At 62.0% G+C, this 25,028-nt stretch carries 25 protein-coding genes; 13 read left to right on the top strand and 12 right to left on the bottom strand.

Annotation, left to right across the window (positions count from 1 at the left end; genetic code table 11):
* The first annotated feature begins 97 nt into the window (after window positions 1–97).
* The 4 genes from ACREB4_RS06795 to ACREB4_RS06780 all read left to right on the top strand — a co-directional run bounded on the left by ACREB4_RS06795 (window position 98) and on the right by ACREB4_RS06780 (window position 4,965).
* Complete coding sequence (locus tag ACREB4_RS06795; protein ID WP_431587447.1) at window positions 98–1,099, top strand: phytanoyl-CoA dioxygenase family protein; 1,002 nt, start codon at window positions 98–100, stop codon at window positions 1,097–1,099.
* Window positions 1,100–1,125: 26 nt separating this feature from the next.
* Window positions 1,126–2,178, top strand: coding sequence for an SMP-30/gluconolactonase/LRE family protein (locus tag ACREB4_RS06790; RefSeq protein WP_431587446.1), 1,053 nt, complete (start codon window positions 1,126–1,128; stop codon window positions 2,176–2,178).
* Between the two features lie 137 nt (window positions 2,179–2,315).
* Window positions 2,316–3,884 carry a DUF2306 domain-containing protein gene (locus ACREB4_RS06785; RefSeq protein WP_431587445.1) on the top strand — a complete coding sequence of 523 codons (1,569 nt, stop codon included), beginning with the start codon at window positions 2,316–2,318 and terminating at the stop codon, window positions 3,882–3,884.
* Between the two features lie 13 nt (window positions 3,885–3,897).
* Entirely contained in the window at window positions 3,898–4,965 is a 1,068-nt protein-coding gene (locus ACREB4_RS06780) for an AraC family transcriptional regulator ligand-binding domain-containing protein (protein ID WP_431587444.1), read from the top strand.
* A gap of 100 nt (window positions 4,966–5,065) precedes the next feature.
* Here the strand turns inward: ACREB4_RS06780 and ACREB4_RS06775 are convergent, their stop codons facing one another.
* The 7 genes from ACREB4_RS06775 to ACREB4_RS06745 form a co-directional block, all read right to left on the bottom strand.
* Window positions 5,066–5,416 (bottom strand): c-type cytochrome, encoded by a 351-nt coding sequence (locus ACREB4_RS06775; RefSeq protein WP_431587443.1) that lies wholly within the window; start codon window positions 5,414–5,416, stop codon window positions 5,066–5,068.
* A gap of 13 nt (window positions 5,417–5,429) precedes the next feature.
* Window positions 5,430–5,990, bottom strand: a complete 561-nt coding sequence (locus tag ACREB4_RS06770; RefSeq protein WP_431587442.1) for a diguanylate cyclase — start codon at window positions 5,988–5,990, stop codon at window positions 5,430–5,432.
* 135 nt (window positions 5,991–6,125) lie between these two features.
* A complete protein-coding gene (locus tag ACREB4_RS06765) occupies window positions 6,126–6,308 on the bottom strand; it encodes a hypothetical protein (protein ID WP_431587441.1) in 183 nt (60 codons plus the stop codon).
* On the bottom strand, window positions 6,262–7,254 hold the full coding sequence (locus ACREB4_RS06760) for a cation diffusion facilitator family transporter (protein WP_431587440.1): 993 nt from the start codon (window positions 7,252–7,254) through the stop codon (window positions 6,262–6,264). The genes ACREB4_RS06765 and ACREB4_RS06760 overlap by 47 nt, the downstream gene beginning before the upstream one ends.
* The gene (locus ACREB4_RS06755) at window positions 7,251–7,463 is read right to left on the bottom strand and encodes a hypothetical protein (RefSeq protein WP_431587502.1); all 213 of its coding nucleotides are present in this window, start codon (window positions 7,461–7,463) and stop codon (window positions 7,251–7,253) included. Before ACREB4_RS06755 ends, ACREB4_RS06760 begins: the two co-directional genes overlap by 4 nt.
* A gap of 141 nt (window positions 7,464–7,604) precedes the next feature.
* A complete protein-coding gene (locus tag ACREB4_RS06750; protein WP_431587439.1) occupies window positions 7,605–8,204 on the bottom strand; it encodes an NADPH-dependent F420 reductase in 600 nt (199 codons plus the stop codon).
* Between the two features lie 26 nt (window positions 8,205–8,230).
* Window positions 8,231–8,965 carry an SDR family NAD(P)-dependent oxidoreductase gene (locus ACREB4_RS06745; RefSeq protein ID WP_431587438.1) on the bottom strand — a complete coding sequence of 245 codons (735 nt, stop codon included), beginning with the start codon at window positions 8,963–8,965 and terminating at the stop codon, window positions 8,231–8,233.
* Between the two features lie 111 nt (window positions 8,966–9,076).
* On the opposite strand from ACREB4_RS06745, the gene ACREB4_RS06740 reads away from it, so the two are divergent.
* Complete coding sequence (locus ACREB4_RS06740) at window positions 9,077–9,451, top strand: winged helix-turn-helix transcriptional regulator (protein WP_431587437.1); 375 nt, start codon at window positions 9,077–9,079, stop codon at window positions 9,449–9,451.
* Window positions 9,452–9,473: 22 nt separating this feature from the next.
* Here ACREB4_RS06740 and ACREB4_RS06735 read toward each other — a convergent pair whose 3' ends face one another.
* On the bottom strand, window positions 9,474–10,136 hold the full coding sequence (locus ACREB4_RS06735) for a TetR/AcrR family transcriptional regulator (protein WP_431587436.1): 663 nt from the start codon (window positions 10,134–10,136) through the stop codon (window positions 9,474–9,476).
* Between the two features lie 156 nt (window positions 10,137–10,292).
* Between ACREB4_RS06735 and ACREB4_RS06730 the strand changes: the two genes are divergently transcribed.
* Window positions 10,293–11,648 carry an alpha/beta hydrolase family protein gene (locus ACREB4_RS06730; RefSeq protein ID WP_431587435.1) on the top strand — a complete coding sequence of 452 codons (1,356 nt, stop codon included), beginning with the start codon at window positions 10,293–10,295 and terminating at the stop codon, window positions 11,646–11,648.
* 108 nt (window positions 11,649–11,756) lie between these two features.
* Here ACREB4_RS06730 and ACREB4_RS06725 read toward each other — a convergent pair whose 3' ends face one another.
* Genes ACREB4_RS06725 through ACREB4_RS06710 form a run of 4 tightly spaced genes read right to left on the bottom strand, consistent with a single transcriptional unit; the run spans window position 11,757 to window position 15,965 of the window.
* Window positions 11,757–12,626, bottom strand: coding sequence for a metal-dependent hydrolase (locus ACREB4_RS06725; protein ID WP_431587434.1), 870 nt, complete (start codon window positions 12,624–12,626; stop codon window positions 11,757–11,759).
* Window positions 12,627–12,635: 9 nt separating this feature from the next.
* Window positions 12,636–13,466, bottom strand: coding sequence for an SDR family NAD(P)-dependent oxidoreductase (locus tag ACREB4_RS06720; RefSeq protein ID WP_431587433.1), 831 nt, complete (start codon window positions 13,464–13,466; stop codon window positions 12,636–12,638).
* Between the two features lie 31 nt (window positions 13,467–13,497).
* Entirely contained in the window at window positions 13,498–14,430 is a 933-nt protein-coding gene (locus tag ACREB4_RS06715; RefSeq protein ID WP_431587432.1) for an alpha/beta fold hydrolase, read from the bottom strand.
* Window positions 14,427–15,965 (bottom strand): flavin-containing monooxygenase, encoded by a 1,539-nt coding sequence (locus ACREB4_RS06710; protein WP_431587431.1) that lies wholly within the window; start codon window positions 15,963–15,965, stop codon window positions 14,427–14,429. The genes ACREB4_RS06715 and ACREB4_RS06710 overlap by 4 nt, the downstream gene beginning before the upstream one ends.
* 212 nt (window positions 15,966–16,177) lie before the next feature.
* On the opposite strand from ACREB4_RS06710, the gene ACREB4_RS06705 reads away from it, so the two are divergent.
* The 7 genes from ACREB4_RS06705 to paoC all read left to right on the top strand — a co-directional run bounded on the left by ACREB4_RS06705 (window position 16,178) and on the right by paoC (window position 25,014).
* Complete coding sequence (locus ACREB4_RS06705; protein ID WP_431587430.1) at window positions 16,178–17,356, top strand: PucR family transcriptional regulator; 1,179 nt, start codon at window positions 16,178–16,180, stop codon at window positions 17,354–17,356.
* A gap of 209 nt (window positions 17,357–17,565) precedes the next feature.
* Entirely contained in the window at window positions 17,566–18,645 is a 1,080-nt protein-coding gene (locus tag ACREB4_RS06700; protein ID WP_431587429.1) for an MBL fold metallo-hydrolase, read from the top strand.
* Window positions 18,642–20,207, top strand: coding sequence for an amidohydrolase family protein (locus tag ACREB4_RS06695; RefSeq protein WP_431587428.1), 1,566 nt, complete (start codon window positions 18,642–18,644; stop codon window positions 20,205–20,207). Before ACREB4_RS06700 ends, ACREB4_RS06695 begins: the two co-directional genes overlap by 4 nt.
* A 126-nt stretch (window positions 20,208–20,333) precedes the next feature.
* A complete protein-coding gene (locus ACREB4_RS06690; protein WP_431587427.1) occupies window positions 20,334–21,143 on the top strand; it encodes an acyl-CoA thioesterase in 810 nt (269 codons plus the stop codon).
* A 63-nt stretch (window positions 21,144–21,206) separates the two neighbouring features.
* Window positions 21,207–21,854, top strand: coding sequence for an aldehyde dehydrogenase iron-sulfur subunit PaoA (paoA, locus tag ACREB4_RS06685; protein WP_431587426.1), 648 nt, complete (start codon window positions 21,207–21,209; stop codon window positions 21,852–21,854).
* Window positions 21,851–22,807 (top strand): FAD binding domain-containing protein, encoded by a 957-nt coding sequence (locus ACREB4_RS06680; protein ID WP_431587425.1) that lies wholly within the window; start codon window positions 21,851–21,853, stop codon window positions 22,805–22,807. The genes paoA and ACREB4_RS06680 overlap by 4 nt, the downstream gene beginning before the upstream one ends.
* On the top strand, window positions 22,804–25,014 hold the full coding sequence (gene paoC, locus ACREB4_RS06675) for an aldehyde oxidoreductase molybdenum-binding subunit PaoC (protein WP_431587424.1): 2,211 nt from the start codon (window positions 22,804–22,806) through the stop codon (window positions 25,012–25,014). The genes ACREB4_RS06680 and paoC overlap by 4 nt, the downstream gene beginning before the upstream one ends.
* Window positions 25,015–25,028: the final 14 nt, after the last annotated feature.

Raw genomic sequence — 25,028 nt, 5'->3', positions numbered from 1 at the left:
GAAGCCCCGTTTTTTTGACGGACCGAGGGTTAACGTTATTGCGCATGATTGATTGTAAAATCATAGTTGATGAAATTATCAGTTATGAAAGGTGCACATGAGTTTTCCTGCCCATCCCATCCGCCAGCTGACCGCTGAAGAAGTCCAACGGTATGACGAAGACGGCGTGATCATGTTGCGCCAAGCCCTTGACCCGAACTGGGTTGCCATGGTCGAAGAGGGACTTGAACATGCCATCCGCGACCAATCGATCCTTGGCAAGTTCATGTCGAGAAAAGTCGAGGGCTACAAGATGGACATCTTCTTGTGGAAGCGCATCGATGTCCTGCGTGACCTGATTTACTACGGCCCATTTGCCCGGTGGGCGCAAGACCTGATGCAGTCGAAAGAAGTGCGCTTCTTCTACGATCAGATGTTCGTCAAGGAGCCCGGGACGGACGCGCCCACACCCTGGCACCAGGACCTGAGCTTTTGGCCCATCCGTGGCGAGCAGGTCACCTCATTCTGGATTCCGCTGGACCCGGTCAACAAGGACAGCAGCGGCCTGCTCTACGTCAAGGGCTCGCACAAGTGGCCGCAGCGCTTCAAGGCGCTGTCGCCGGACTATGTCGCGGCCATCATCGACGAGAAGATGGACGACATCCCGGACATCAACGCCAACCTGGACCAGTACGAGTTGCTGCACTGGGACATGGAGCCGGGCGACATCCTGATCTTCCACCCGCTCACCTTGCACGGCTCCTATGGCAACACCTCACGCACCCGGCGGCGCCGGGCGCTGGCCTTGCGTTGGACCGGCGACGATGTCACGTACCAGCCGTCTGCCAAACGCATGCCGATTCATTTTCGCCATGACTCGAAAGAGGGCGGGCCGCTCAAAGGCGCGGCCTTTCCCCTCATCTTGCCTCACCACGATCCCGCCGAGCGCAGTGCCCGCGCGCAGCCGGAAAGCCCCATGCCGCACAAATTGCTGACGTCCGCCGTTCAAAACGTGGTGTCGGCAGCCAAGTTGCAGCTCAGCGGATCGGGCTCCGTGGTTCCTCGCCAAACCTGGAACAACCCAGCCGAGGCCAAGCCGTCTGAAGACCAGCGCAACTGACCCGCCAACCCCTTACACCTTCGAGCATGAAAATATCATCCGTCATTGGCGCCACGTTGGTCGCCGCCATCGCCTACCTGTCGTTCTGGCCTGTAGAGATCGAGCCGACCGCCTGGGTGCCACCAACGCCGACCCAGGAGACCGCAAGGAACCAGGCGCTCAAGGGCATCAAGCGGATTGGACTGAATGTGGGCGTGGGGCCCGAGGGCATTTCATTTGACGCCGCCGGGCGCATCTATGCGGGCTATGTGGACGGCCGCGTTGTGCGGTTTTCCGCCGATGGACAGTCGCATGAAGAACTCGCCAACACGGGTGGTCGCCCTTGGGGCACCTTTGCCGCCGAGGATGGCAGCGCGGTGCTGGTGGCCGACGCGGTCAAGGGCTTGTTGCGTGTCACGCCAGGCAAGGTCGAGTTGCTGACCAACGAATCCGATGGGGTGCCATTCCGATTGACCGACGATGTGGTTCAAGCCAAGTCGGGCATCATTTACTTCTCGGATGCATCGTCCAAGTACGGGCTGGACAAGATGATGGCCGATGTTTTCGAGCATGGTGCTTATGGTCGCTTGCTCAGCCACGACCCTCAAACCCACAAGACCAAGACCTTGGCCTCGGGCCTCCATGTGGCCAATGGTGTGACCTTGGGGCCCGATGAAGCCTACGTCCTGGTTTCAGAGACGCTCCAGTATCGCGTGATGCGTTATTGGCTCAAGGGGCCCAAGGCCGGGCAGTTCGAGCCCTTCATCGAGAACCTGCCGGGCTTTCCTGACAACATCAGCTACAACGGTCGAGATGGCTTCTGGCTGGCGATTTTTGCGCCCCGCGACGAGCTCTTCGACCGCATCCTGCCTTACCCGGCGCTGCTGAAGGCGGTGTACCGCATTCCCGAGGCCATTCGGCCCAAGGCCGCCAAACATGCCCGCGTGTTGAAGTTGGACCTCAACGGCAAGGTCGTCGCAGATCTGCAAGATGCAACGGATGGTGCTTATGCACCCATCACCAGTGTGAGGGAGCGGGGGGCGTCTCTCTACTTTGGCAGCATCGAGTACCCAAGCATTGGGCAGCGGCCCTTGCCGTGACTGCACCGACCATGGCTTTCGGGCTACCCATGCGCCTTCTATTGGCGTCTCCGGCATGACAATGGCGAAAAGGGCAAAGTCAATCTGGGCACCATCGGGTCTTCCATGGTCCTCCGAAGTCTGCGATGAACCCTTCCATGACCCACCTCCAGCAGTTGCCTGTGCCTTGGGCAGCTTGGCTTCGGCGTGTGCTCGCGATGTCGCTGGTCCTGGCCACACTGCTCTATGGCTTGGCGGCCATCGATGCGGGCATCGTCAATTTCAGAGGCGCGGGCAACGCCGAGGTGGCCGCCAAGCGCATCGCGATGCAAGGTGCCGCCGAGGAGGGCCGGAGTGCGGGTGGTTTCGCCGAGATCACAGGACATTCCAGCGCTTTGATCGGCATCCTCTCAAAGACCACGTCCCCCCAATATGCGTATGGCAAGGATGGCTTGAGCGAGCCGCTCATCCACTATGCGACCATGCCCAAGGTCAATGGCATCACGCTGTCCCTGCATTCCATGCTGGGGGGCACCTGCATGCTGTTTGGTGCCTTGCAGTTCTGGCCTGCCTTTCGAAGGCGCTACCCCAAGTGGCACCGTGCGTTCGGGGGCGTCTACCTGGTCTCGGCCCAGGTGGCCATGGTCTTCTCGATGGTGTACCTGGCGCGAACGCCCATCGCTGACATTTACGACCAACTCACGTTCTACGTGGGTTTATGGGGCTTGGCCATCATGGTCACGGTCAGCCTGTGGATGTCCATCTATTCGCTGTGGCGCAAGCAGATCGCGCAGCACCAGGCCTGGATGTGCTTGAACTACGGTTTGTTGTTGACCGCGCCCGTGCAACGCTATGGCTGGGTGGCCTTCGGTGCAGTGGCGCCACACTTGCGCCAGTTGGAAGCGAACTACGCAGTTTCGGGCGTGCTGATTCAACTGACCTTGATGATGGGTTACGGCCTGTTCACGGTCAATCGGTGGTTGCAGCCGGTGCGTTCCGCTTCGGCCACCGAGAAAGTGGCCATGGCTTTCAAGCCGCATTCGCGATTGGGCAGGTGGGTGGCCATCGGCGGCCTGCTGGTCCTGGCCGCGGCATCGATCAGCACCCTCCAGCACTTTGTTTTGGCGCCAGGCATGGGCCAAGCCACCGGTGCCTCGACCTTGATCCCGGCAGGTGTCATCGCCATGCACGATGCAGTGGTCGCAGACCAAGCACCCGCACGCCTGCTGTTCGCGGCGGCGACGCTGTTGGGTTGCCTGCTAGGCATCGTTTTTTTGTGGACAGGCTTTGTGAAGCAGCAAGTCCCAGGTGCCCTTCCCAAAATAGGCCTCTGGATCTTGGCTGCATGCGGTGTGGTGGTGGGCATGTTGCTGCTCCATTGGGGACTGCAGATGGGCATGCCGAGCTTTGCCAAACTGGCCGGTGGCGCCATGAACTTGTTCGGCGGCGGCATCGCCTTGCTGTTCTCCTTATTGTTGGCGTTTGCCTTGGCCCGGGGACACCATGCATGGGCCAAGGAGTGGGCGATTTTTGTCTTGATCTGCCTGGTCGCCACTCCCAGTTTCTACTGGCAGTTGCCCATGTTGGGCGGATTTGGCTTTGATGCGCGCTTCGTGCAAACTGGCCATGTCTTCCGCATGGCCGAGGCGGGCGGATGGTTTCTTCTGATGGCCGGCTTTGTCTATGCCATTTATTCGCAGGCCACGCACGGCAGACAAGCCCGTTGACCCAAGGTTTCACATGGCTGGTTCGAAACGCGAACTTCAAGGCTTGACGTTCCCCGCCCAGTACCTGGAGGCGGTGGAGTCATTGGCCCGAGCGCAAAGACAAGATGCCGAATCGTTTTATCGATCATGCGGCATTGATCGCGCCGGCGCTTTCTTGCCCTGGCAGACCATCGACGGCTGGCAAATGCAATCCGCGCTGCGGTACATCCTGCGTTTGTGCCCGGCAGGGGCGCCGCCAGTGGTGACCTTCATGGCGCATTTCCCATTGACCACCCATGGGCCTGTCGGCATGTTGGCCATCACATCGGCCACGCTGGGTGATGCCCTGCAAGGCACTTTGAAGTACGCGCCGTTGGTCATGCCCGCGTTCCGCATGCGGCGGGAGGACTTGCGTGATGAAGTCCATCTGGTCATCGAAGGGCAGCACGACTTCGATGACGTCAATGATTTTTTCACAGAGACCGTGGTGATGGCGTTCTCGCGCATTGTCCATTTCCTGACACGGCCCATTTCTGGCATCGTGATCAACCTGAGGCACCCTCCCTTGGGCGATCCTGCCCAGTACGAAGCGTTCTTTGGTTGCAAGTTCCTGTTCAATGCCCAGCAAGACAAGATCGTGTTGCCCCGTCAGGAATTGTCCATCCCCCTGGTCACGCCAAGCCGGGCCTCGAACCTGCTCATGAAGGCGACGCTGGACCAGCAAAGCTTGACTCGCACCGACACGATGCCCATTGCCAGTGAAGTCAAGCGCCAGCTTCAACGGGCCTTGAAGCAAAAGCAAGTGCTGGATGCGAACGCCTTGGCCTCGGCCATGGCCATGGCGCCTCGGACCCTGAGCCGCCGTTTGAAGGAAGAAGGCGTCACGCTGCCTCAGTTGCGCACGGAGGTGGGTGTGGAATACGCTGAAATGCTGCTGCTGGACAGTGGCAAGACGGTCGGCCAGATTGCCCAGGCCAGCGGCTTTGCAGATGCCGCCTCTTTTGCCCGAGCGTTCAAGCGCAGCAAAGGTGAAGCGCCATCGCAATGGCGATTGGGCGCCAGCCGCCAAGGCGTTCAATCCGATCAGCCTCCAAGCAATTGAACACCATGTCGGGCGCCGATCAGTGGGGCGGCACTGTTGGACATGGTGGCCGCGGAGCGTCGCCTTGAAGGCTGGTCCATGACTCGTCCCTTTGGTGCAGTCACTTCTTGTTGGCAGTGGGGGTCTTCAAGGACAGAATCCAGGTGACAAGCTGCTTGGCATCCGCGGGTGACACCCCCATGGCCTTGTTCGGTGGCATGGCCACTTGGCCCCAGACGCCGCTGCCGCCATCCAACACCTTCTGGGTCAGCTTGGCCACCGCATCCTTCTGGCCCGCGTACTTCTGGGCGACGTCGCGGTAGGACGGGCCCACTTTCTTCGTGGCGATGTCGTGGCAGGCGACGCAGCCTTTGCTGGCGGCCAGTGGCGGCATGGTTTCTTCGGCCCAAGAGGGCGTGGTGGACAGGGCCGCGATGATGGCCAGGCCAAGGCTGGCGCTCGGGATGTTCATGGTGGAGTTCCTCTCAGTGGGGTGGTGTCGATCTATGGGCTTTCAAGCCTCGCCACAACTCGGTCACGTAGGGCAGCGCGGAGAACAGCGCGATGGCGGTGAACAGGATGACGAGGTAAGGCACTGGCATGGGATCGGCCTTCAAGCGCAGGCTGAAACTGGGGGCTTCGCTGCCCAGCCCGAACAGGGCGGCGAACTGGTCCTGGTACATCAAGGACACCAACAGGATCGCCATCAAGGGAATCATTTCCAGGAAGCTGTGCATGTGCTGTTCCCAGGGCGACACGACCCGCTTGCTGACCGCGTAGCTGACGTCCCACAGCGCCGTGGCCTCGTGCACGAGAAAGGCCACCAGCATCACGCCGATGACCAGGGCATTGATCTCCAGGAAGAGCGCTGCCAGCAAGGGAATGCCCACCTCGACGAACATCAGGAGGTGGATGACGGACTCCTTGGGGCCGGCAGTGTGCTCGATGTCCGAACGGCGGTGGCACATTGCGTCGGCAAAGCCCACGGCGATCCACAGCGGGACCAAGAAGTACATCAAGACGTGCTGAACGGTGTGGATCGACATGGCACTTGAGCCAGCAAACTGCATTCCTGCGCAGGCATGGGAAGGCCATCATGTGGTGGAATACACCGCCAAAACCTTGCCTGCCGGTCTTGGTGGGCTGGTGGATGGTGAATCGCGAGCGGTGGTCCGGCCTGTTCAGGCGCCGCCGATGCCTTCGATCACCTTGCCGGTGCCACCGCATTCCTGGCAGGGGCCCTGGTCGGTGCGGCCGCTGCCGCCGCACACGCGGCAGATGCCTTCTCCTGTGCCAGGGGTGCCGGGTGGGGCTTCGTCACCGGGGTTCAAAGGCTCGGAGGGTGGGGTGCTCGTCTGGTTCATGGTGGGCTCCTGGTTGAAGGGTAGGGGGCGATCCGGTGGCGTCCATGAAGAACCACTTGACCATGGGGTAGCGGGCCTGCACCTGGGTCTTCAGCGCCGCGAGCGTGCTGGCCGCCTGGGCGACGTCGGTGCCCTTTGTGAAAGCAACTTCGATGCTCACGAGCACTTCATCCGGACCCAGGTACATTGACAGCACGCGCCCCGTGCCTTGCACCTGAGGATGGCCCATCGCCATGCGCTTGATGGCCTCGGCGGTCTCAGGCCGAAGACCTTCGCCAATCAACAGGCCCCGCGCCTCGCGGATCAACAGGACCGCCGCCCCCACCAGCAGCAAGCCGATGAACAGGGACGCCACGCCGTCAAGTTCGGGGATGCCGTAGTGATGGCTGAGGAAGATGCCCAGGCCTGCGATGCCGAGCCCCGTCAAGGCGGCGGCGTCTTCGGCGATCACGGTGTAGGTGGACGGGTCTTTGCTGCGGCGAATGGACCGCCACCAGGTCGCATTGCCCTTCTGGGCGCTGAACTCACGCATGGCGATGGTAAAGCTGGCCCCTTCAAACAGGGCTGCCACGGCGAGCACGATGTAGTTCCAGGTGGCGTCGGTCATCTCGACTGGGCGGCGGATGTGGGTGATGCCCTCGTAGAGCGAGACTCCCCCGCCCAGTCCAAAGATCAGCACGGCCACGATCAGGCTCCAGAAGTACAGCTCCTTGCCGTGGCCGAAAGGATGCTCGGCGGTGGCGGGCCGTTTGCTGAGCTTCAGCCCGGCCAGCAAGAGCACGCCGTTGAAGGTGTCCACCGCGGAATGGATGCCTTCCGAGAGCATGGCCGAACTGCCGGTGAACCCCGCCACGGTGAACTTGGTGGCGGCAATGCCGACATTGGCCAGAATGGCCCCGTAGACCGCCACGGGCCGGGCGGGTTGGGGCGAGGCGGGCGCCGTCAAGGGCGTTCCCTGGCTGGAAAGACACTGGCCCACCACTCCTTGGCCGAAGCGATGACGATGTCACGCGCGTCCAAGTCGGCCTTGGCATTCTTGGCCGTGATCGCACAGGGAACGCCCGGCCCCATGGTGGCCAGGCCACCGGACAGCGACGCCATCATGCCCGGCCGCATCTTCAGATCGCGTGCGAACCAGTTGGTGGTGATGCTCATGGGAGTCCTTCAGATGAATGCGGCCTCATGGCTGGCAACCTGCATGCCGGCACCGTTTTAACGTGCCAACGAAGCGCCAGTGGTCAGTAGATCAAGGCCGTTTGATTTCCGAATGGTGCAAAGGCTGCAGCAATTCATGCATCAGTCGAACTTGACCAAGTCCTTGAAGATCAGTTGACCCCAGCTGTTTCCGCGTGCCTGCACCAGCCGGCCACCTTCCGAAAGCCCGCCAAGTTCGATCGGCGAGAAACCGAGTTTTTTCGCGAGCGCACCGATCTCCGCTGCTGCGCCATCATCGTCGCTGGCCAGGAACACGACTCTCCGGCCACCGTGCACGGCCGGATCTTGGGCAAGGACGGCTGCGACCAAATGGTTGAAGCCCTTGACCAGTCTTGCACCAGTGAAGGCCTGCGCGACAACCTTGGAAGAAGGCTGCCCTCCCAGCTCCTCAGGGGACACGCCGTAGGCATTGCTTACATCGACGACGGTCTTTCCCTGCCAAGTCGGCAGCGCTTTCGCGACACCCTGGTGCGACTCGAAACGGACCGCCAAAAAGACGGTGTCCGCCGTGAGGGCTTCTGCCAGTGTCTTGGGAACGACCTCAGGTCCGATCGAGGCTGCAGCAGATGCAAAGCTTTCCGGCGCGCGGGTGGTGGCAACGGACACGTCGATGCCGTTTCTGGCAAACGCCTTGGCAAGCGCCTGGCCGACCTGGCCAAAGCCAATGATGGCGTAGCTCATAGGTTTTCTCCTTCGGATGTGGCGGATCAGATTTGCGCCAAGCCGCCGTCGACGGCGAGCTCGCTGGCGGTCATGAAGCTGCTGTCGTCCGACGCGAGAAAGGCAGCCGCCGCCCCGATTTCCGCCGGATCGGCCATGCGCTGAAGTGGATTCATCGAAGCGAAGACTTTCATGCCTTCCTCACCCAGCGCTGCCTTCGCAAGTTCGGTCGCGGTCGGCCCGGGCGACAGCACGTTGACCCGGATGCCGCTGCCCTTCAGGTCCTCCGCCCAGGTCCGCGCGAGGTTGCGCACTGCCGCCTTGCTCGCGCTGTAGACGCTGAATGCCGGGGCGCCCGTGGTGCCAGCGCTCGATCCCGTCAAGATGACCGAACCGCCTGGGCCCATCAAAGGCAGCGCCTTCTGGACCGTGAAGATCAACCCCTTCACATTGGTGTCGAAGATGTCGTCAATGTGCTCGGCGGTGAGCTTGCCGAGCGGTAGCTGGCTTCCCGCGCCGGCATTGGCGAAGACGATGTCGAGGGCTCCGCGCTCGGCCTTCACCGCCGCGTAGAGTCGGTCGAGGTCGGCCTGTTCGGAGACCGAGCCTTTCACTGCACGGGCATTGGGCCCGAGGTCGGCCACGGCGGTGTCGAGCGCTTCCTGTCGACGGCCGAAGATGAAGACGAAGGCGCCTTCCTCGATGAAGCGCTTTGCTGCGGCGAGGCCGATGCCGGTCGCGCCACCGGTGATCACGGCGGTCTTTCCATTCAGTCTCGTCATGTCATGCATCCTTGGTTGGGTGGTCAGGAAGCAAGGAACTGCTTGCTTGAAAACAAGTATGCGGTTCTGATAACCTAAGAACAAGTATGCACTTTTTGGTAAGTATCAAAAATGACGACGCCTTCTCACCCAAGCTGCGGCACCGGCGGCTTTTCCTGCGGTCTTGACGCCACGCTCCGCATCATCTCGGGCAAGTGGAAACCGCTGATCCTCTTTTTCCTGCGCGACGGCCCAAGGCGCTACGGCGAGCTCAAGCGCCTGGTCCAGGGCGTCAGCGACAAAGTGTTGATCCAGCACTTGAAGGAACTGGAGGCCGATGGCGTGCTGGCGCGGACCGACTACAAGGAGGTGCCGCCCCGCGTGGACTACGCGCTGACGCCACTCGGGCGCAGTTTGGCTGACGCGATCGTCCCGCTGTGCACCTGGGGAACCGAGCACATGGCGGAAATGCAAGGCATCTTCGCCAAGCGCGACACCTTGCCCTAGCGGGATGCAAGCGTCTTCGTGGTCACTGCCGCGCCAGCCGCAGAATGCCCCCGACCACGAAACTGACCATGTCCTCATAGTGCGCGGCAAACTCGCACGACTTCTCCAGACCTTCTGACATCACGTCAATCCGCCCATTGTCGGCAAAGACCGCCATGGCGGAAGAGACCATCAGCTGGTAGGCATTCAGCCGCTGCCGGCGGCTCATGCCGGGAAAGACTTGCCCAATCCTCTCAGTGAATGTCTCCCCGATTGGATTGAAATGCCCGGCGATCAATGCCAGGACCAGCGACCGGGTATTGGTCAGTTGGGCAAGCAAACGCAGGTAATTTCTCCAGCCCTGGCTCTCCATGCTTCGTGCAAGCAAAGGGGCAGCGAACGCCTCCACCAAGGACTGGATCTCTCCCGCCTTGCTGCGGGATGCAGGCACATGGGCCAATCGCTCCAATCGATCGGCGTTGATCTGGCGGGCGCGTCTGGCAATCACCTCCTGAAAAAGAGCTTCCTTGCTTCCAAATTGATCGTTGACGTTGGCCAGCCGCGTGCCAGCTTTGCTGGTGATGTCCCGCATCGGCGCGCCGTTGAAACCATGGTCGGCGAACAGGGCCTCTGCGGCATCCAGCAATCGCTCACGGACACCCAGTACTGCGTTTGCAGGGGGCGTGGTTGGCTCGTCTGACGGCAAGTCTCGGGCGCTCAATGGTGGGCGTGTCATCGTGTTTCAGCAGCGATTGGAACATTTGTTCCGGTCGTGCTATTCTATCTGGAACACTTGTTCCGGATTGGTGAAGCCGTGGGCTGTCACGGTCAAAGTGACAAGCAACAAAATGGAAGATCAGAGATGACGACTGCAGCGAAAAGATGGTTCACAACTTTTTGTTTGATCACGCGAACGACCGAATTTTTCACACGTCGGATGGGCGCAAGGGCGTTTCTCCCGGCGCTCTTTGTTCTTCGCTACGCAAACATGGGCGGCCTTGATCGGGATGAGTTCTCGCAACAACTCGATGCGGCACGATCGTTCACCGACTCCGGTTGGTGTGATCATTGGGACGCGATCGCTGCCCGGCATGTGGAGTCTGCGCTGGCTGGACTGCGGGTGGTGATTGGAGACCCGGCACAGGCCGAGGGAGAGGTCCGCTCCGGACCGCCTCGGGCCGTTCCCGAGTTCAACGAGCGACTTGGCACCTTGCCTCTTGAACTCGTTGATCTGCTGGCGCAGCCTGCTTCAACGAGTGCTGGGGAGTTCGCCAGACAGGTTTCTGAGGCGTCGCTGTCGCCAGAAAGTGGGCGAGTCGCAGAGGCCGCATTCGCCACAGCAAAGGCGTTGTTGAAGGCCATCACCTATTACCAGGTGAGTGCCTTTCCCGGAGAGACGCCTCGCCGAATGAAGGCGTACAGAGAGTCCAGGCGGCTGTTCGAGTGGTTCATGGAATTGGTCGGGCCAACGGTCGGCGTACGGCTGGAAAAGCACATGGTCTATTCGAACGGAGAAATGGTGGAGATTCACGCCATGGTCCCACCGTCTGCGGCGCGTCTGCCCGCGGTGTTGATCTCCAACGGCCTTGAAGGCACCGTGCAGGAACTGGCGATTCCGCAGCTCAAATACCGGTCGATGGCCGTGGCGCACTTCTACATGGAGATGCCGGGCACGTACGCCTACAAGAGTCGAATGACGGCCGAGTCTGAGGCGATCTATGAAGATGTTTTGAGCCACATTCAGAATGACGTGCGCGTCGATCCCGCGAACATCGGTTTTGTCGGGGTCAGCTTTGGGGGCTATTGGGCGGTGCGCCTCGCCGCAAGAAGCAAGAAGCTCCGGTGCTCAGTGGCCAATGGCGCACCGACGCATCGCTCGTTCACGCCTGCTGGTGCCATTGGCTTGCCGGAAATCATCGTGCGGGCGATGGTGTACACCACCGGTGCACGTCATCAAGCCGATTTGGGGAAGAGGCTTCACGCGCTGACGCTCAAGGAAATGTATGGCGACATCCGCATTCCCCTATTCGTCCTCAATGGCGACAGCGATTCACTCCTCAGCACGCAAGATTCGGTCGATGTTGCCGCTGTTGCACCGCTCGCAACGTTGAAGCTCTATCCCGACGATGACCATTGCGCGATGAAGCACTACGACGAATGGCGCGACGATGTGCAGCAATGGATGCTGGCCACGCTAGGCGATGCGACGCAGGCCTGATGCGCTCAAGGGCGGCGAGCAAGACAAAGGCACATGAGTCGCTTCCAAACATTCAAACAGTTCAAAAGTTAACCGCGGCTTTAAAGGCCTCTGAATTTTGGGTTGGGCTCAGATGCCCCCCGCAAAAACGGCTCGGCCTGCTTCAATAGGGTCACCCGTGCGGTTGAAGGCCTCCAGCCACCGGTGGTAGCTGGGCGTTTCGGCCTCGTGCCACGGATGAAATCCAGGCTTGTAATAGTGCAAGTAGGGCTTCAGGTTGCCGGTGAACATGCCGCCTGGGCCATAGATCCACCACAGGCCCTTGGCCAGCATCTTCAGGCGCTGCAGGCGCGAGAAGCCATCTGACTTGAGCATGAGGCGCGTGTAGATCAGGATCTGCAGGTTGAAACCCAAGGTCACTTCGACCAAGGTGTAGACGCGGCGCAGATAGCCCACCTTGGCCACCTTCTGCATCACGTCGAAGGCCACGGCCTTGTGCTCCATTTCCTCCATGGCGTGCCAGGCGTACATCGCGTGAACGCGGTGGTCGGCCGAGGCCAACATCTCTTTGCGCTCGAAGAACGTCTGCGCCATGATCGCCGTCAGGTGCTCGCAGGCGGCGGTGGAAGCCAGCGTGTGTTTTTTGGGCATGAAGCGGCGCATGAAGCCGAACAGGAACGATCGGGTCATGCCTTCCAGCTTGTCCACATCGATGCCTTGCGCCTTCAGGCGTTCGTTGAACTGACTGTGGATGATGCCGTGTTGCCCCTCCTGACGGATGAAGTCCGTCACCTCTTGCTTGAGCTTCGGGTCTGTGACCTGATCCCGAAAGTCGCGAACGCAAGTGATGAAGTAGCGTTCGCCCTCCGGAAAGATCGTGGACATCGCGTCGACGAAGCGTGTCTTGAACGGATCCCCACCGAACCAGAAGCGGGGGATGTCGCCTTGCAGACCGAAGTCGAGCTTTTCGCGAGGAATGATGCTGGGGGATGATGACATGGGGTCTCCTTAGGAATGGGTGTTCAGGAAGTTGTAATGGACCGGATCCAGCAGGTCCTTCATTTCACGGTGCAACACACGGTTGCGCTGCTCCAGTGGCATGGCCCATGAGGCCAGCCACAGCCGTGAGGACTGGTGGCCGCACACAATGCGTTGCTTGCCAGAGCGTATGCAGCTGATCACGCGCACCGCCACGTCGCGTGGGTCGGTCTTGAGATACTTTTGGGTGAATTCTTCGCCACCCTCGACGCCACTGGCAATGTTGGTTTTGACCCCACCGGGGTGCACCAAGTGCACTGAGATGGGTGACTCTTGCAGCTCGACCATCAGCGACTCGGTGAAACCGCGCACCGCGAACTTCGAGGCGCAGTAGTCGGACGAGTTGGGCGTGCCCACCAGGCCGAACACGCTGGACACATTGACGACCGCGCCTTCGCCATTGGCCAGGAGTTGCGGCAGGAAGGCGCGTGTGCCATACAGCACGCCAAAGAAGTTGACCTGCAGGGTTCGTGCGTACACGTCGTCGTCCATGGCCCACACAGGCTTGCCGCCACCGCCCACACCTGCGTTGTTGATGACCACGTGCGCGTTGCCGAGCCGGCTTTTCGCCTCTGCAGCAAAGGCGTTCATGGCTTGCTTGTCGCCCACGTCGAAGGCCTGGCTGAAGACTGCCCTGGCGGGCGTGCCCTTGAGCAGGGTCACGGTCTCGGCGAGGCTCCTGGCGTCGAAGTCGTTGAGCGCGAGCTTGGCGCCAAGTCGGGCGAACTCCAAGGCATAGGCGCGGCCCATGCCGGAGCCTGCACCGGTGATCACAATGGTTTTGTTCTCGAAGTTTTGCATGCGGCCGTTCCGGGGTTCAGTGGGCAAGGTCTCAAGCTTGGCGCGCCAGCGTCAAGCTCGATGGATTCAGCGCTTCCGAGTGGCGCTCGGCGTGGCCGTCGATCAGATCGACCAGGTAGGGAATCACGTCATCCGGAAGGTCGTGGCCCATGCCCCGGACTGTGAGGTGGACTGCACCGGGAATGGCATCGGCGGTGGCTTGTCCGCCACTGGGCGCGACCATCCGGTCTTGGTCGCCGTGGATGACCAGCGTGGGTGCACGCACGCCGCGCAAGCGCGCGGTGCGGTCGCCCGATTTCATGATCGCGCCCACCTGTCGGGCCATGCCTTCGTGGGCGTTGGCGCCATGGCCCCGGTCCCAGGCCTGTTCGGCATACGAGCGCAGGCTTTGCTCATCCAAGAAATGCCCTGTGGAGCCGATGTGCCGCATCATGCGCAGGTAACCGGCCACGGCCTCTTCGCGGCTTCGTGGCGGCGCCTTGGCCAACCGCAGCAAGGTCGACAGCGCGGGCTGGCCCACGCGGCCAGCGCCGGTGGTTGAGAAGATCGAGGTCAGTGAACGAACCTGGTCCGGGTACAGCGCAGCCAGGTTCTGAGCGATCATGCCGCCCATGGACATGCCGACCACGTGAACTCGGTCGACGTGCAGGTGGGCCAGCAAGCCCGCCGTGTCCCGCGTCATGTCGTCGAGGTCATAAGCAGAGGCTTCGATCCGTTTGGACAGGCTGCGCAACAGGCCCGGTGGCTTGCCCGTGGCCCGCGAAGAGCGGCCCACATCGCGGTTGTCCATCGTGATGACGCGGTAGCCGCGCCGCGCCAGGTCTTCGGTGATCAAGGGCGACCAGTAGGTCAGCTGCAGGCCCAGCCCAGCGATCAACAGCAGGGGATCGCCATCTGGATGTCCGTGGGTTCGGTAGCAGAGCCGGAAGCCGTTGGGCAGATCGCAGAATTGGTCCATGCTCATGCTTCCACCGCGTGCTGGCCCTTGGCCGACCAGATCCCCGCGCGCCGCTCGGCTTTGCCAAAATGCAGGAAGGGGTCCTGCACCGGGCCTTCGCGCAGCACCTTGGCGTCAAGCTGGTAGTCCATCGACATCAGCCACGGCGCGCCCAGCCCCTGGCGTGGCAAGTGTTGCAAGGCACGCTGCACGTAGCCTGCGCCGAAGTCCAGCAAGGGGCGGGTCGGCATGGTGGGCGATGGCAGTTCGGCGCGGCAGATGGCGTGGCCGTTCTGGTCCATGTGCGACAGGATGCGGCTGAAGTGCTCGCACAGCAGGCCCACCTTCAAGGTCCACGACGAATTGGTGTAGCCGATGGCGAAAGCGAAGTTGGGGATGCCGTCCAGCATCATCCCCTTGAAGGCCACCTTGCGAGACAGGTCAACCGCCTCGCCATCGACCGACAGGGCCATGCCGCCAAACAACTGCAGGTTCAGGCCCGTGGCCGTGACGACGATGTCGGCCTGCAATTCGCGGCCCGATTTCAGCATCACCCCGCGCTCGATGAAGGTGGCGATGTGGTCGGTCACGACGGAGGCCTTGCCGGCCGAGATGGCCTTGAACAGATCGCCATCGGGCACTGCGCAAAGGCGCTGGTCCCAGGGGTTGTAAGGCGGGTTGAAATGCTCGTCCACCGGGTAGCCCTTGGGCAGGGCGCGTTGGTTCATCGAGCGGATCAGCTTGCGCATGGTTTTTGGGTGCTTCTGGCACAGGCGCCAGATGGCGCGCGACAAGGCGATGTTCTTGCGCCGCGTGACCGCATAGGCCCACGTGTCGGGCAGCACCTTGCGCAATGCATTGGCAATGGGGTCCCTTGATGGCAGGCTCATCACATAGGTGGGGGTGCGCTGCAACATGGTCACGTGCGAGGCTTGATCGGCCATCGCCGGCACCATGGTCACGGCGGTGGCGCCGCTGCCGATCACCAGCACGCGCTTGTCGGTGTAGTCCAGGTTCTCGGGCCATTGCTGGGGGTGCAGCACCTGCCCTTTGAAGTGCTCGATGCCCTCGAACTTCGGCGTGTAGCCTTCGTCATAGCGGTAGTAGCCAGCTGCGCAGAACAGCCAGCGGCAGCTCATCTGGTGGCGCTCGCCCGTGTCCAGGCGTTCGATGTCCACGGTCCAACGCGCTTCCGCGCTGGACCAGGCCGCGCCCACCACCTTGTGCTGGAAACGCACCTTGCGGTCGATGCCGTTTTCGGCCGCTGCCTGCCGGAGGTAGGCCAGGATGTCTTTCGCGCCGGCGATGGACTGGTCGTTCACCCAGGGCTTGAACTCGTAGCCAAAGGTGTGCAGGTCGGAGTCGGAGCGAATGCCGGGGTAGCGGAACAGGTCCCAGGTGCCCCCCGTGGCTTCCCGAGATTCCAGGATGGCGTAGGACTTGGACGAGTGTTGCTTCTGCAGGTAGCACGCCGCACCAATGCCGGACAGACCGGCCCCAATGATCAGGACCTCCATGTGTTCGATGGCGGGAAAGGGATGGACGGATCTGAGGAAACTCATTTTTTGACAACACGGCAATTCACGATAGATGCCATGTTGTGGACAAATCATCCTTAAGGGAAGGTATAAAATGCACCATATTGAACATGCCTTGGTGCATTTTGATGCGACGTCGACACGCTTTGCTGCCAACCAAATCAGATGACAGGCTTCCAGCCAAGTGGCCTGAGCCCTCACCCAGAGTGCGCGAGTTGCTTCGGCAGGGCGCGGAGATGGCGCTGAACGCTCCACCAGAATGGATCGATGAAATCGACCAAGCCAGTTTGACGGCTGGCGCCAGGAAGGTGTTCGCCGAAGACCCGGTGCTGCTGGCCGCCTCCAGACGGGCGACGCACATGAGCATGATCCACTGGGCCTCAGCCAACGTGGAGAATCCCGGCGCACCCGTGTCGGCCCACTTGACCGTGGACATGCTGAGCGCTACGCGGGAGTTGGTGCGGCGTGGCGCCATGGACACCTGGTTCCAGGTTATGCGGGCAGGCGAAAGAGCGGCTTGGCAGCGTTTGATGTCCGTCGCATTTGCGCTCGCCTCCGATCAGGCCGAGTTGCAGGAACTGCTGGAGGTGTCTTCGCGTTCAATCGGGACCTTCATGGATGCCACCATAGACGCCATGACAGTGTTCATGAAAACCGAGCACGAAGAACTGATGCGCGGCACACACGTGGACCGCCGGGCGCTGGTGGCTCGGATCCTGGAGGGCGCCTCGGTCAGCACCCAGGCGGCGGGTCACCGCTTAGGCTATTTGCTGGACCAGACCCACCATGCGGCGGTGATCTGGAGCGAAGAGGCCGATTCGGAGCTGAGCCAACTCGAGCGTGCCGCGCAAGCGCTGGCGCTCTGCGCGGGCACTGGCACGGGCAACACGCTCACGGTGATCGCCAACGCCGCCACGCTGTGGGTCTGGACGAACGGCGCTCAAGCCATCGACCTGGCGCAACTGCGCCTGGCCCTCAAAAGCCTTCCAGGTGTGCGGATGACGCTCAGCTTCAGTGGGCAGGGCATCGAAGGCTTTCGCCGAACCCACCTGGATGCGCTCACCACTCAGCGAGTATTGGGCCGGGTGCATTCCAGCGCGCGCGTGGTCAGTTTCGACATGGTCCGCCTGGTGTCATTGATGACACGGGATGCCGAGGCCAATCAGCAGTTTTTGGCCCACACCTTGGGCAACCTGGCCACTGCCAACCCGCTTTTGCGGCGGACTTTGCTCGTATTCTTGAACACGGGTTCGAACCTCACAAAGGCTGCGGAGTTGCTGCACACCCACCGCAACACCTTGCTGCGTCGGCTGGCCCGTGCCCAGGAACTGCTGCCCCGCCCATTGGAACAGAATCTGGTCCATGTGGCAGCCGCCCTTGAATCGCTGAGTTGGACTGGCGAGGACCAGTCATAGCGAGCAGGCATCGGCCCACCCCGAGCGCTGAGTGCTCGAGGCGTGCTTCGACATTGTCGACAGCGACTGGGGGCGCGAAAGGCGAAGCAGAGTTTGGAAATTTGGCCAATATCTGCGGACGCTTTTGAGCGATGCTCAAGGGGGTGGAACATGTGTTCCGCTCGTGCTATCCTGTTTGGAACACTTGTTCCGCTTCTGAACTTTCGTCCATGAATCCTCGCGTGATACGCACTGCCGCATCAAGGGTAAAACTGATTTCCCCAACGGGTAGAAAAACGACCCGCATTGGCGCGATACCGGTCTTCGAAGAGGGCCTGTACGAAATTGCCCAAGACACCTACGCCTGGTTGGTTCCCAATGGCAGCTGGGGCGAAACCAATCTGGGCCTCGTCCGCTGTGGTGACAAGACCATGCTCATCGACACTTGCTGGGATTTGCACCACACGCGTGACATGCTGGAGCATGCCGACGCTGTCTTGAAGGAAGCCCCGATCCATGGCGTCATCAACACCCATGCTGATGGCGATCATTGCTGGGGCAACCAGCTTTTCAATGGCCTGCCCATCTATTCAACGAAAGCCTGCGCAGATCAGATCCATCACCACAAGCCCGCGCAGTTGTCTGCCCTCAAGTGGAGCAGCAAGCTGTTCAGTTGCGTTCCCGCCAATGGCGTTGATGCACTTGGTCGTTACATGGGCGACATGTTGCGTCCCTACAGGTTTTCAGGCATCAAGGTCGTGGGGGCCAGTCAAACGTTCTCTGGCCAGATGTCCATGGACGTTGGCGGCGTGGCATTCAAGCTTCATGAGGTGGGGCCTGGGCATACCAACGGCGATTGCGTCGTGCATGTTCCGGATCGGCGTGTCGTGTTCACCGGCGATATCCTGTTTGTTGGCGTGACCCCGGTGGCTTGGGCCGGGCCTGTTGCCAACATCACGAAAGCGTTGAGGCAAATTCAGGCCATGGACGTGGACGTCATTGTTCCGGGGCATGGGCCATTGGCGACACTGGCCGATGTTCAAAGTCAGATCGACTATTGGGATTGGCTGCATTCGGAATTGGCTCCGCTGGCCGCACAAGGTGTCAATGTTGATGATGCGGCACGCCGCTGCCTTGAATCCAAGGCCTTCCGCAGGGCTCCTTTTGCCAAATGGCTTGCGCCCGAGCGCTTGTTCACATCGGCTTGCACCCTGTACCGTGAATGGGGGCTGGAAACAGCCAAATACAGCGGCCCCATCGGGCAGCTCGATCACTTCAGGCGCCAGGCCTTGCTTCAACCATCTTCATGAACCAGCAACGCATTCTGATCCGCGGTGGGCACCTCTTGACCATGGACGAGAGGCTCGGTGAAATCCACTGCGCAGACATCCTGATCGATTCAGGTCGAATCCAAGACATCGCGCCCAATATCGAGGTCGATGATGCCTTGATCATCGATGGCTCTGACGCCATCGTCCTGCCAGGTTTCGTCGATGCGCACAGGCACATGTGGCAAACCCAGATGCGTGCCCGGATGGGCAATGGGACCTTGCTCGACTACGGTGCCGAAATCAGGTCTGTCTTCAGTGCTTGCTATGACCCCGACGATGTCTACATCGGCATCTTGATGGGTTACCTGGACGCACTCCATGCCGGGTGCACGACGTTGATCGACCACTGCCACATCATGAACAGCCTGGAACACTCAGAGCAGGCTGTTCTTGCATTCAAGGATTCGATGGCCAGGGGTGTTTTCGGCTATGGTTTTTTCCCAAACCCGGAGATGCACAAGCCCGATGACCTGCAACGACTTTTCTCCCCAGCGGATCGCATGGCCCACGAGGCACGCGCGATCCGAGTCAAGCACTTCTCAGATTCTGGGCGGATCCGCTTTGGGACCGCATTGACTGAACTGGAGTGGTTCCCGATTGAGCACACCCTGCGCGAGTTGAAGCTTGCACGTGTTCTCGGCTCTCACAAAATCAGCATCCATGCCGGTTTGGGATCATCGAGTCAGCACACCCGCTTCGTTGAGCGACTGGCCAAGTCAAATGCGCTGGCGCCAGACTTGCATTTCGTGCATGGATGGGGACTCAGCGACAAGGAGTTACGACTTCTCAGTGACGCGGGCAGTTCAGTGGTGGCCACGCCAGAAACAGAAATGCAAATGGCCATGGGATTTCCGGTGGTTGGCCGATTTCGTCGCGAGGGTGGCCGGGCCGCACTGGGCATCGACATTGTGTCGAACAACAGTGCCGACATGTTCACGCAAATGCGACTGGCACTGCAGACGGTCCGAGGCCTTGAAAACGCATCACTGGCCAGAAAGGGGCTTTTCCCAGATCAACTCAGTTGGTCGACCAGTGACATCCTGCGTGCTGCCACGATCGATGGTGCACGTGCCTTGAATCTGGATGCTGAGGTTGGCAGCCTTTCGGTTGGAAAACGAGCTGACATCCAAATGATCCGCAAGAGCGACATCAACATGGTGCCTGTCTTGAATGCAACCAATGCCGTTGTGCTTTCCGCCAATGTCAGCAACATCGACACCGTCATGGTGGATGGTGACATCGTCAAACGGGAAGGACGGATGGTGCACGATGACCTTCCTCTCTTGATCCAGAGACTCAAAGCGTCAAGTTCTCGCATTCATGAGCGCGCCGAGTCTTTTGACTTTCCAGCCATCCGAAGCACCGTTCGGACGCTCTTTCCGGTTTCATTCAAGGAGTCGATGGAGCAAAGGTTCGCTGCGGCAGTGTTCAATAGTTCGTCTCACCGTCTGCATGAATGGTTGATGAAGATCATCATGAGGAAGGTCAACAGCCCGCGAACTCGGGATTCTCGTGCAGGCGCGCCTCCTCCGGGATCTTGAACAGGCCGTGGGCCGCCAGCAGCCGGCCCAGCCGAGATCGGCGCTGAGCATGGCGCAGTGATTCCAGAATAATATTCTGCATCAAGCTATCATGTCGTCATTCGTGCACGGACAGGAGACATTTGCATGCCACACACCTTGGACACCGCCATTCAACTCATGTCGGTCGGCGAAAACCGGTTCACCGGCGCGACCCACGCGGGTTACGCCAACATGGTCGGGCCCTTTGGCGGCACCACCAGCGCCGTCCTGCTGAACGCGGTGTTGCAACACCCTCAGGTGTTGGGCGAACCCATTTCCCTGACCGTGAACTTTGCAGGGGCGTTGGCCGATGGGGCCTTCGAGATCGAAGCGACCCCGGTGCGCACCAACCGTTCAACGCAACATTGGAGCTTGCAACTCACCCAGGGCGGCGTCGTGGCCGCCACGGCTTCGGCGGTCTTCGCGGCCCGGCGCAAGACCTGGTCGGCTGGCGAAGCCGAGCCCCCACAAGGCATGCCGGCGGCCAAGGACCTGGCCACGGTGTCGATGCCCGGCTTTCCGGCCTGGGTGCAGCGCTACGACATGCGCTTTGCCGATGGTGAACAACCAGGCCCTTTCGATGGCCAGGAACAGGCGCACTCCAACAGCCGGCTGTGGGTGCGTGACGAGCCGGCCAGGCCACTCGACTTCGCCGCGCTGGCCGCCATCTGCGACTGTTTTTTCCCGCGCATCTTCATCCGCCGCCGAGCACCCACGCCCATCGGCACCGTGTCTCTGACCATCTACTTCCACGCCGATGCCGAACTGCTGGCGGAACAGGCCGAGCGCCACGTGCTGGGCCGCGCGCGGGCGCTGAACTACCGTCATGGCTACTACGACCAAAGCGCCGAGGTCTGGAGCGATGGTGGCCAACTGCTGGCCAGCACCCACCAGATCGTTTATTTCCGGGAGTAGCTGGCCGAGGGCGCGGCGGCACGCCAATTGCCATCCGTCGGGGACCTCATCACGGGAACCGACATGGACGCCCCACACGACCTGACCGCCACGATTTCCCGCCGTGATTTGCTCATCGTGGGGGCGGCCTCGGCCGCTGCGGTGGCCACGCCCCCGGCCACGGCGGCGGCGCACTCGGTGGTGTCGGATTTGCCGGTGCCCCTGGCAAAAATTGCACTGACCATCAACGGACAGCAGCACGCCCTTGAGCTCGATACCCGCACGACCCTGCTCGACGCCTTGCGAGAGCACTTGCACCTGACGGGCACCAAGAAGGGCTGTGACCATGGGCAGTGCGGTGCCTGCACCGTCATCGCGGACGGTCGGCGCATCAACGCGTGCTTGTCGCTGGCCGTGATGCACGAGGGCTCACAGGTCACCACCATCGAAGGCCTGGGCAACCCCCAGCGCCTGCACCCCTTGCAGGCCGCCTTTGTCAGGCACGATGGCTACCAATGTGGCTACTGCACACCTGGCCAGATCTGCTCGGCCGTGGGTGCCCTGGATGAGATCAAGCGTGGCATCCCCAGCCATGTGAGCGCGGACCTCGTGGCGAGGCCGATCTTTTCGGCCGAAGAGTTGCGCGAGCGCATGAGCGGCAACCTCTGCCGCTGCGGTGCTTACTCCAACATCGTCGACGCGATCACCGAAGTGGCGGGGGCACAGGCATGAAACCCTTCACCTACGAACGGGCCTCGTCGCCCGCCGAAGCCGCGGCCGCCGTCGCCAACCATCCTGGCGCTAAGTTCATCGCGGGGGGCACCAACCTGCTCGACCTGATGAAACTGCAAATCGAAGCGCCCACCCACCTGGTCGATGTCAATCGATTGGCCCTGGACAAGATCGAGGCGACCCCCGACGGTGGCTTGCGCATCGGCGCCCTGGTGCGCAACACCGACCTGGCGGCCGATCCCCGCGTGCGGCGTGACCATGCGGTGCTCGCGAGAGCCTTGCTGGCAGGGGCCTCGGGCCAACTGCGCAACAAGGCCACGACCGCCGGCAACCTGTTGCAGCGCACGCGTTGCCCCTACTTCTACGACACCGACCAGGCGTGCAACAAGCGGCAGCCTGGCAGCGGTTGCACGGCCATGGGTGGCGTGACGCGGCAGCATGCGGTGATCGGCACCAGCCAGCAGTGCATCGCGAGCCACCCGAGCGACATGGCCGTGGCCCTGCGCGTGCTGGACGCGGTGGTGGAAACGGTGCGCGCTGACGGCGCCCGGCGTGTCATCCCCATCGCCGAGTTCCACCGTTTGCCGGGCGAGACGCCGCACATCGAGACGGTGCTGGCGCGGGATGAATTGGTCACCGCCGTGTCTTTGCCCAAGCCCGTGGGCGGCACGCACGTCTACCGCAAGGTGCGTGACCGTGCTTCCTACGCTTTCGCGCTGGTGTCTGTGGCCGCCATCGTGCAGCGTGACGGGTCGGGCAGGGTGGCGCTGGGGGGCGTGGCCCCCAAGCCTTGGCGGGTCGAGGCAGCGGAGGCGGCCATGCCCCGGGGGGCCCAGGCGGTGATGGCCCAGCTTCTGGCCGGGGCCCGGCCGACCGAGAACAACACGTTCAAGGTATTGCTGGCCGAGCGCACGCTGGCCGCAGCCCTGACGCAAGCGAGGGCCATGGCATGAAGTTCGACACACCCGCCACGACGAACCCGATCGACCAACTGAAGGTCATCGGCCAACCCACGAACCGGATCGATGGCCCGCTCAAGACCACGGGACGGGCACCTTATGCCTACGAGCGGCACGATGTCGCGCCCAATGCCGCCTATGGCTACGTGCTGGGCGCTGGCATCGCGAAGGGGCGCATCGCTTCGATGGACTTGCGGGCCGCCAAGGCAGCGCCCGGCGTGGTCGCCATCGTGACCGCCCGCGACGCCGGCAAGCTGGGCCAGGGCGATTTCAACACGGCCAAGCTGCTGGGCGGGCCCGAGATCCAGCACTACCACCAGGCCTTGGCTTTGGTCGTGGCCAACACCTTCGAACAGGCACGGGCGGCGGCCAGCTTGATCCGGATCGAGTACGCCAAGGCGCCCGGCCGTTTCGACCTGAGCGCCCAGAAAGAGGCCGCCCCCGCGCCGAAGGCCACCGATTTTTCTGGCCCGCCCGATACCAAGGTGGGTGATTTCATGGGGGCTTACTCGTCGGCGCCAGTCCAGTTCGATGCCACTTACACCACGCCCGACCAGTCACACGCCATGATGGAGCCGCACGCTTCGGTCGCCGTCTGGAAGGGCGATCAACTCACGGTCTGGACGTCAAACCAGATGATCGCCTGGGGTGTGGGCGATGTGGCCAAGACCCTGGGCATCCCCAAGTCAAAGGTGCGGTTGATCTCGCCGTTCATCGGAGGAGGGTTTGGCGGCAAGCTGTTCGTTCGCGCCGATGCCCTGCTGGCGGCCTTGGGGGCCCGGGCGGCCAAGCGGCCTGTGAAAGTGGCCTTGCAGCGGCCGCTGATGGCCAACAACACCACCCACCGCCCCGCCACGATCCAGCGCATCCGCATCGGTGCCACCCGCGATGGCAAGATCACCGCCATGGCCCACGAGGGCTGGTCGGGCGACTTACCAGGTGGCCAGGCAGAGACCGCGGTCAACCAGACCCGCTTGCTGTACGCCGGCCCGAACCGCCTGACCGCCACGCGCCTCGCCGAGCTTGACTTGCCCGAAGGCAATGCCATGCGGGCGCCCGGTGAGGCCTCGGGCATGATGGCCCTGGAGATCGCCATGGACGAGGTGGCCGAGGAGCTGGGCCTCGACCCTGTCGAGTTCAGGGTGCGCAACGACACCCAGGTGGACCCGGAAAAACCGGCTCGACCCTTTTCCCAGCGCCAGTTGGTCGAATGCCTGCGCACTGGCGCTGAGCGTTTTGGCTGGAGCCGGCGCGCCCCCCGGCCGGCGCAAGTCCGCGACGGGCGCTGGCTGGTCGGCCTGGGCATGGCCGCCGCCTTCCGCAACAACCTGGTCACCAAGTCGGGCGCGCGCGTCCGGCTGAACCAGCAGGGCGTCATCACGGTCGAGACCGACATGACGGACATCGGCACCGGCTCCTACACCGTCATTGCGCAGACGGCGGCCGAGATGATGGGGGTGCCGCTCAACAAGGTGGCCGTGCGCCTGGGCGACTCGGACCACCCGGTGTCCTCGGGCTCCGGTGGCCAGTGGGGTGCCAACAGCTCGACTTCAGGCGTTTACGCGGCCTGTGTGAAGCTGCGCGAAGCGGTAGCGAAGAAGCTGGGCATGACCTTGTCCGACGTGGTGTTCTCGGAAGGCTTGGTGCGCGATGGTCAGCGTGCCGTGCCCCTCGCCGACGCGGCAGGGCCGCAAGGCCTGGTGGCCGAGGACTCGATCGAGTTCGGCGACCTCGACAAGCAGTACCAGCAATCGACTTTCGGCGCGCATTTCGTGGAGGTGGGTGTGGACGCCGCGACCGGCGAGATCCGGGTGCGCCGCATGCTGGCCGTCTGCGCGGCCGGGCGCATCCTGAATCCCAAAAGCGCGCGAAGCCAGGTGATCGGCGCGATGACCATGGGCGTCGGGTCGGCGCTGATGGAGGCGTTGGCGGTGGACAAGCGCCATGGATTCTTCGTCAACCATGACCTGGCGGGCTACGAGGTGCCGGTGCACGCCGACATCCCACACCAGGACGTGATTTTCCTGGACGAGACCGACCCCATCTCTTCGCCCATGAAGGCCAAGGGCGTGGGCGAACTGGGCCTGTGCGGCATCGCCGCGGCCGTGGCCAATGCCGTCTACAATGCGACGGGCGTTCGCGTGCGCCACTACCCCATCACCCTCGACAAGCTGCTGCACCGTTTGCCCATGATGGCTTGATGGGACACGGCGCC

Source organism: Aquabacterium sp. (genome assembly GCF_050725395.1).
In the GTDB taxonomy this organism is placed as follows: Bacteria; Pseudomonadota; Gammaproteobacteria; order Burkholderiales; family Burkholderiaceae_C; genus Aquabacterium.
The sequence above is the reverse complement of the archived record's forward strand: the minus strand, read 5'-3'. Positions and strand labels throughout refer to the sequence as shown.

Coding starts and splice junctions, on each gene's coding strand:
- ACREB4_RS06795 (WP_431587447.1), top strand. CDS start 98: ATGAGTTTTCCTGCCCATCCCATCCGCCAGCTGACCGCTGAAGAAGTC.
- ACREB4_RS06730 (WP_431587435.1), top strand. CDS start 10,293: ATGACGACTGCAGCGAAAAGATGGTTCACAACTTTTTGTTTGATCACG.
- ACREB4_RS06785 (WP_431587445.1), top strand. CDS start 2,316: ATGACCCACCTCCAGCAGTTGCCTGTGCCTTGGGCAGCTTGGCTTCGG.
- ACREB4_RS06695 (WP_431587428.1), top strand. CDS start 18,642: ATGAACCAGCAACGCATTCTGATCCGCGGTGGGCACCTCTTGACCATG.
- paoC (WP_431587424.1), top strand. CDS start 22,804: ATGAAGTTCGACACACCCGCCACGACGAACCCGATCGACCAACTGAAG.
- ACREB4_RS06750 (WP_431587439.1), bottom strand. CDS start 8,204: ATGAGCTACGCCATCATTGGCTTTGGCCAGGTCGGCCAGGCGCTTGCC.
- ACREB4_RS06790 (WP_431587446.1), top strand. CDS start 1,126: ATGAAAATATCATCCGTCATTGGCGCCACGTTGGTCGCCGCCATCGCC.
- ACREB4_RS06700 (WP_431587429.1), top strand. CDS start 17,566: ATGAATCCTCGCGTGATACGCACTGCCGCATCAAGGGTAAAACTGATT.
- ACREB4_RS06690 (WP_431587427.1), top strand. CDS start 20,334: ATGCCACACACCTTGGACACCGCCATTCAACTCATGTCGGTCGGCGAA.
- ACREB4_RS06740 (WP_431587437.1), top strand. CDS start 9,077: ATGACGACGCCTTCTCACCCAAGCTGCGGCACCGGCGGCTTTTCCTGC.
- ACREB4_RS06755 (WP_431587502.1), bottom strand. CDS start 7,463: ATGAGCATCACCACCAACTGGTTCGCACGCGATCTGAAGATGCGGCCG.
- ACREB4_RS06780 (WP_431587444.1), top strand. CDS start 3,898: ATGGCTGGTTCGAAACGCGAACTTCAAGGCTTGACGTTCCCCGCCCAG.
- ACREB4_RS06725 (WP_431587434.1), bottom strand. CDS start 12,626: ATGTCATCATCCCCCAGCATCATTCCTCGCGAAAAGCTCGACTTCGGT.
- ACREB4_RS06680 (WP_431587425.1), top strand. CDS start 21,851: ATGAAACCCTTCACCTACGAACGGGCCTCGTCGCCCGCCGAAGCCGCG.
- ACREB4_RS06705 (WP_431587430.1), top strand. CDS start 16,178: ATGGCGCTGAACGCTCCACCAGAATGGATCGATGAAATCGACCAAGCC.
- ACREB4_RS06715 (WP_431587432.1), bottom strand. CDS start 14,430: ATGAGCATGGACCAATTCTGCGATCTGCCCAACGGCTTCCGGCTCTGC.
- ACREB4_RS06770 (WP_431587442.1), bottom strand. CDS start 5,990: ATGTCGATCCACACCGTTCAGCACGTCTTGATGTACTTCTTGGTCCCG.
- ACREB4_RS06765 (WP_431587441.1), bottom strand. CDS start 6,308: ATGAACCAGACGAGCACCCCACCCTCCGAGCCTTTGAACCCCGGTGAC.
- ACREB4_RS06710 (WP_431587431.1), bottom strand. CDS start 15,965: ATGAGTTTCCTCAGATCCGTCCATCCCTTTCCCGCCATCGAACACATG.
- ACREB4_RS06775 (WP_431587443.1), bottom strand. CDS start 5,416: ATGAACATCCCGAGCGCCAGCCTTGGCCTGGCCATCATCGCGGCCCTG.
- ACREB4_RS06720 (WP_431587433.1), bottom strand. CDS start 13,466: ATGCAAAACTTCGAGAACAAAACCATTGTGATCACCGGTGCAGGCTCC.
- ACREB4_RS06745 (WP_431587438.1), bottom strand. CDS start 8,965: ATGACGAGACTGAATGGAAAGACCGCCGTGATCACCGGTGGCGCGACC.
- paoA (WP_431587426.1), top strand. CDS start 21,207: ATGGACGCCCCACACGACCTGACCGCCACGATTTCCCGCCGTGATTTG.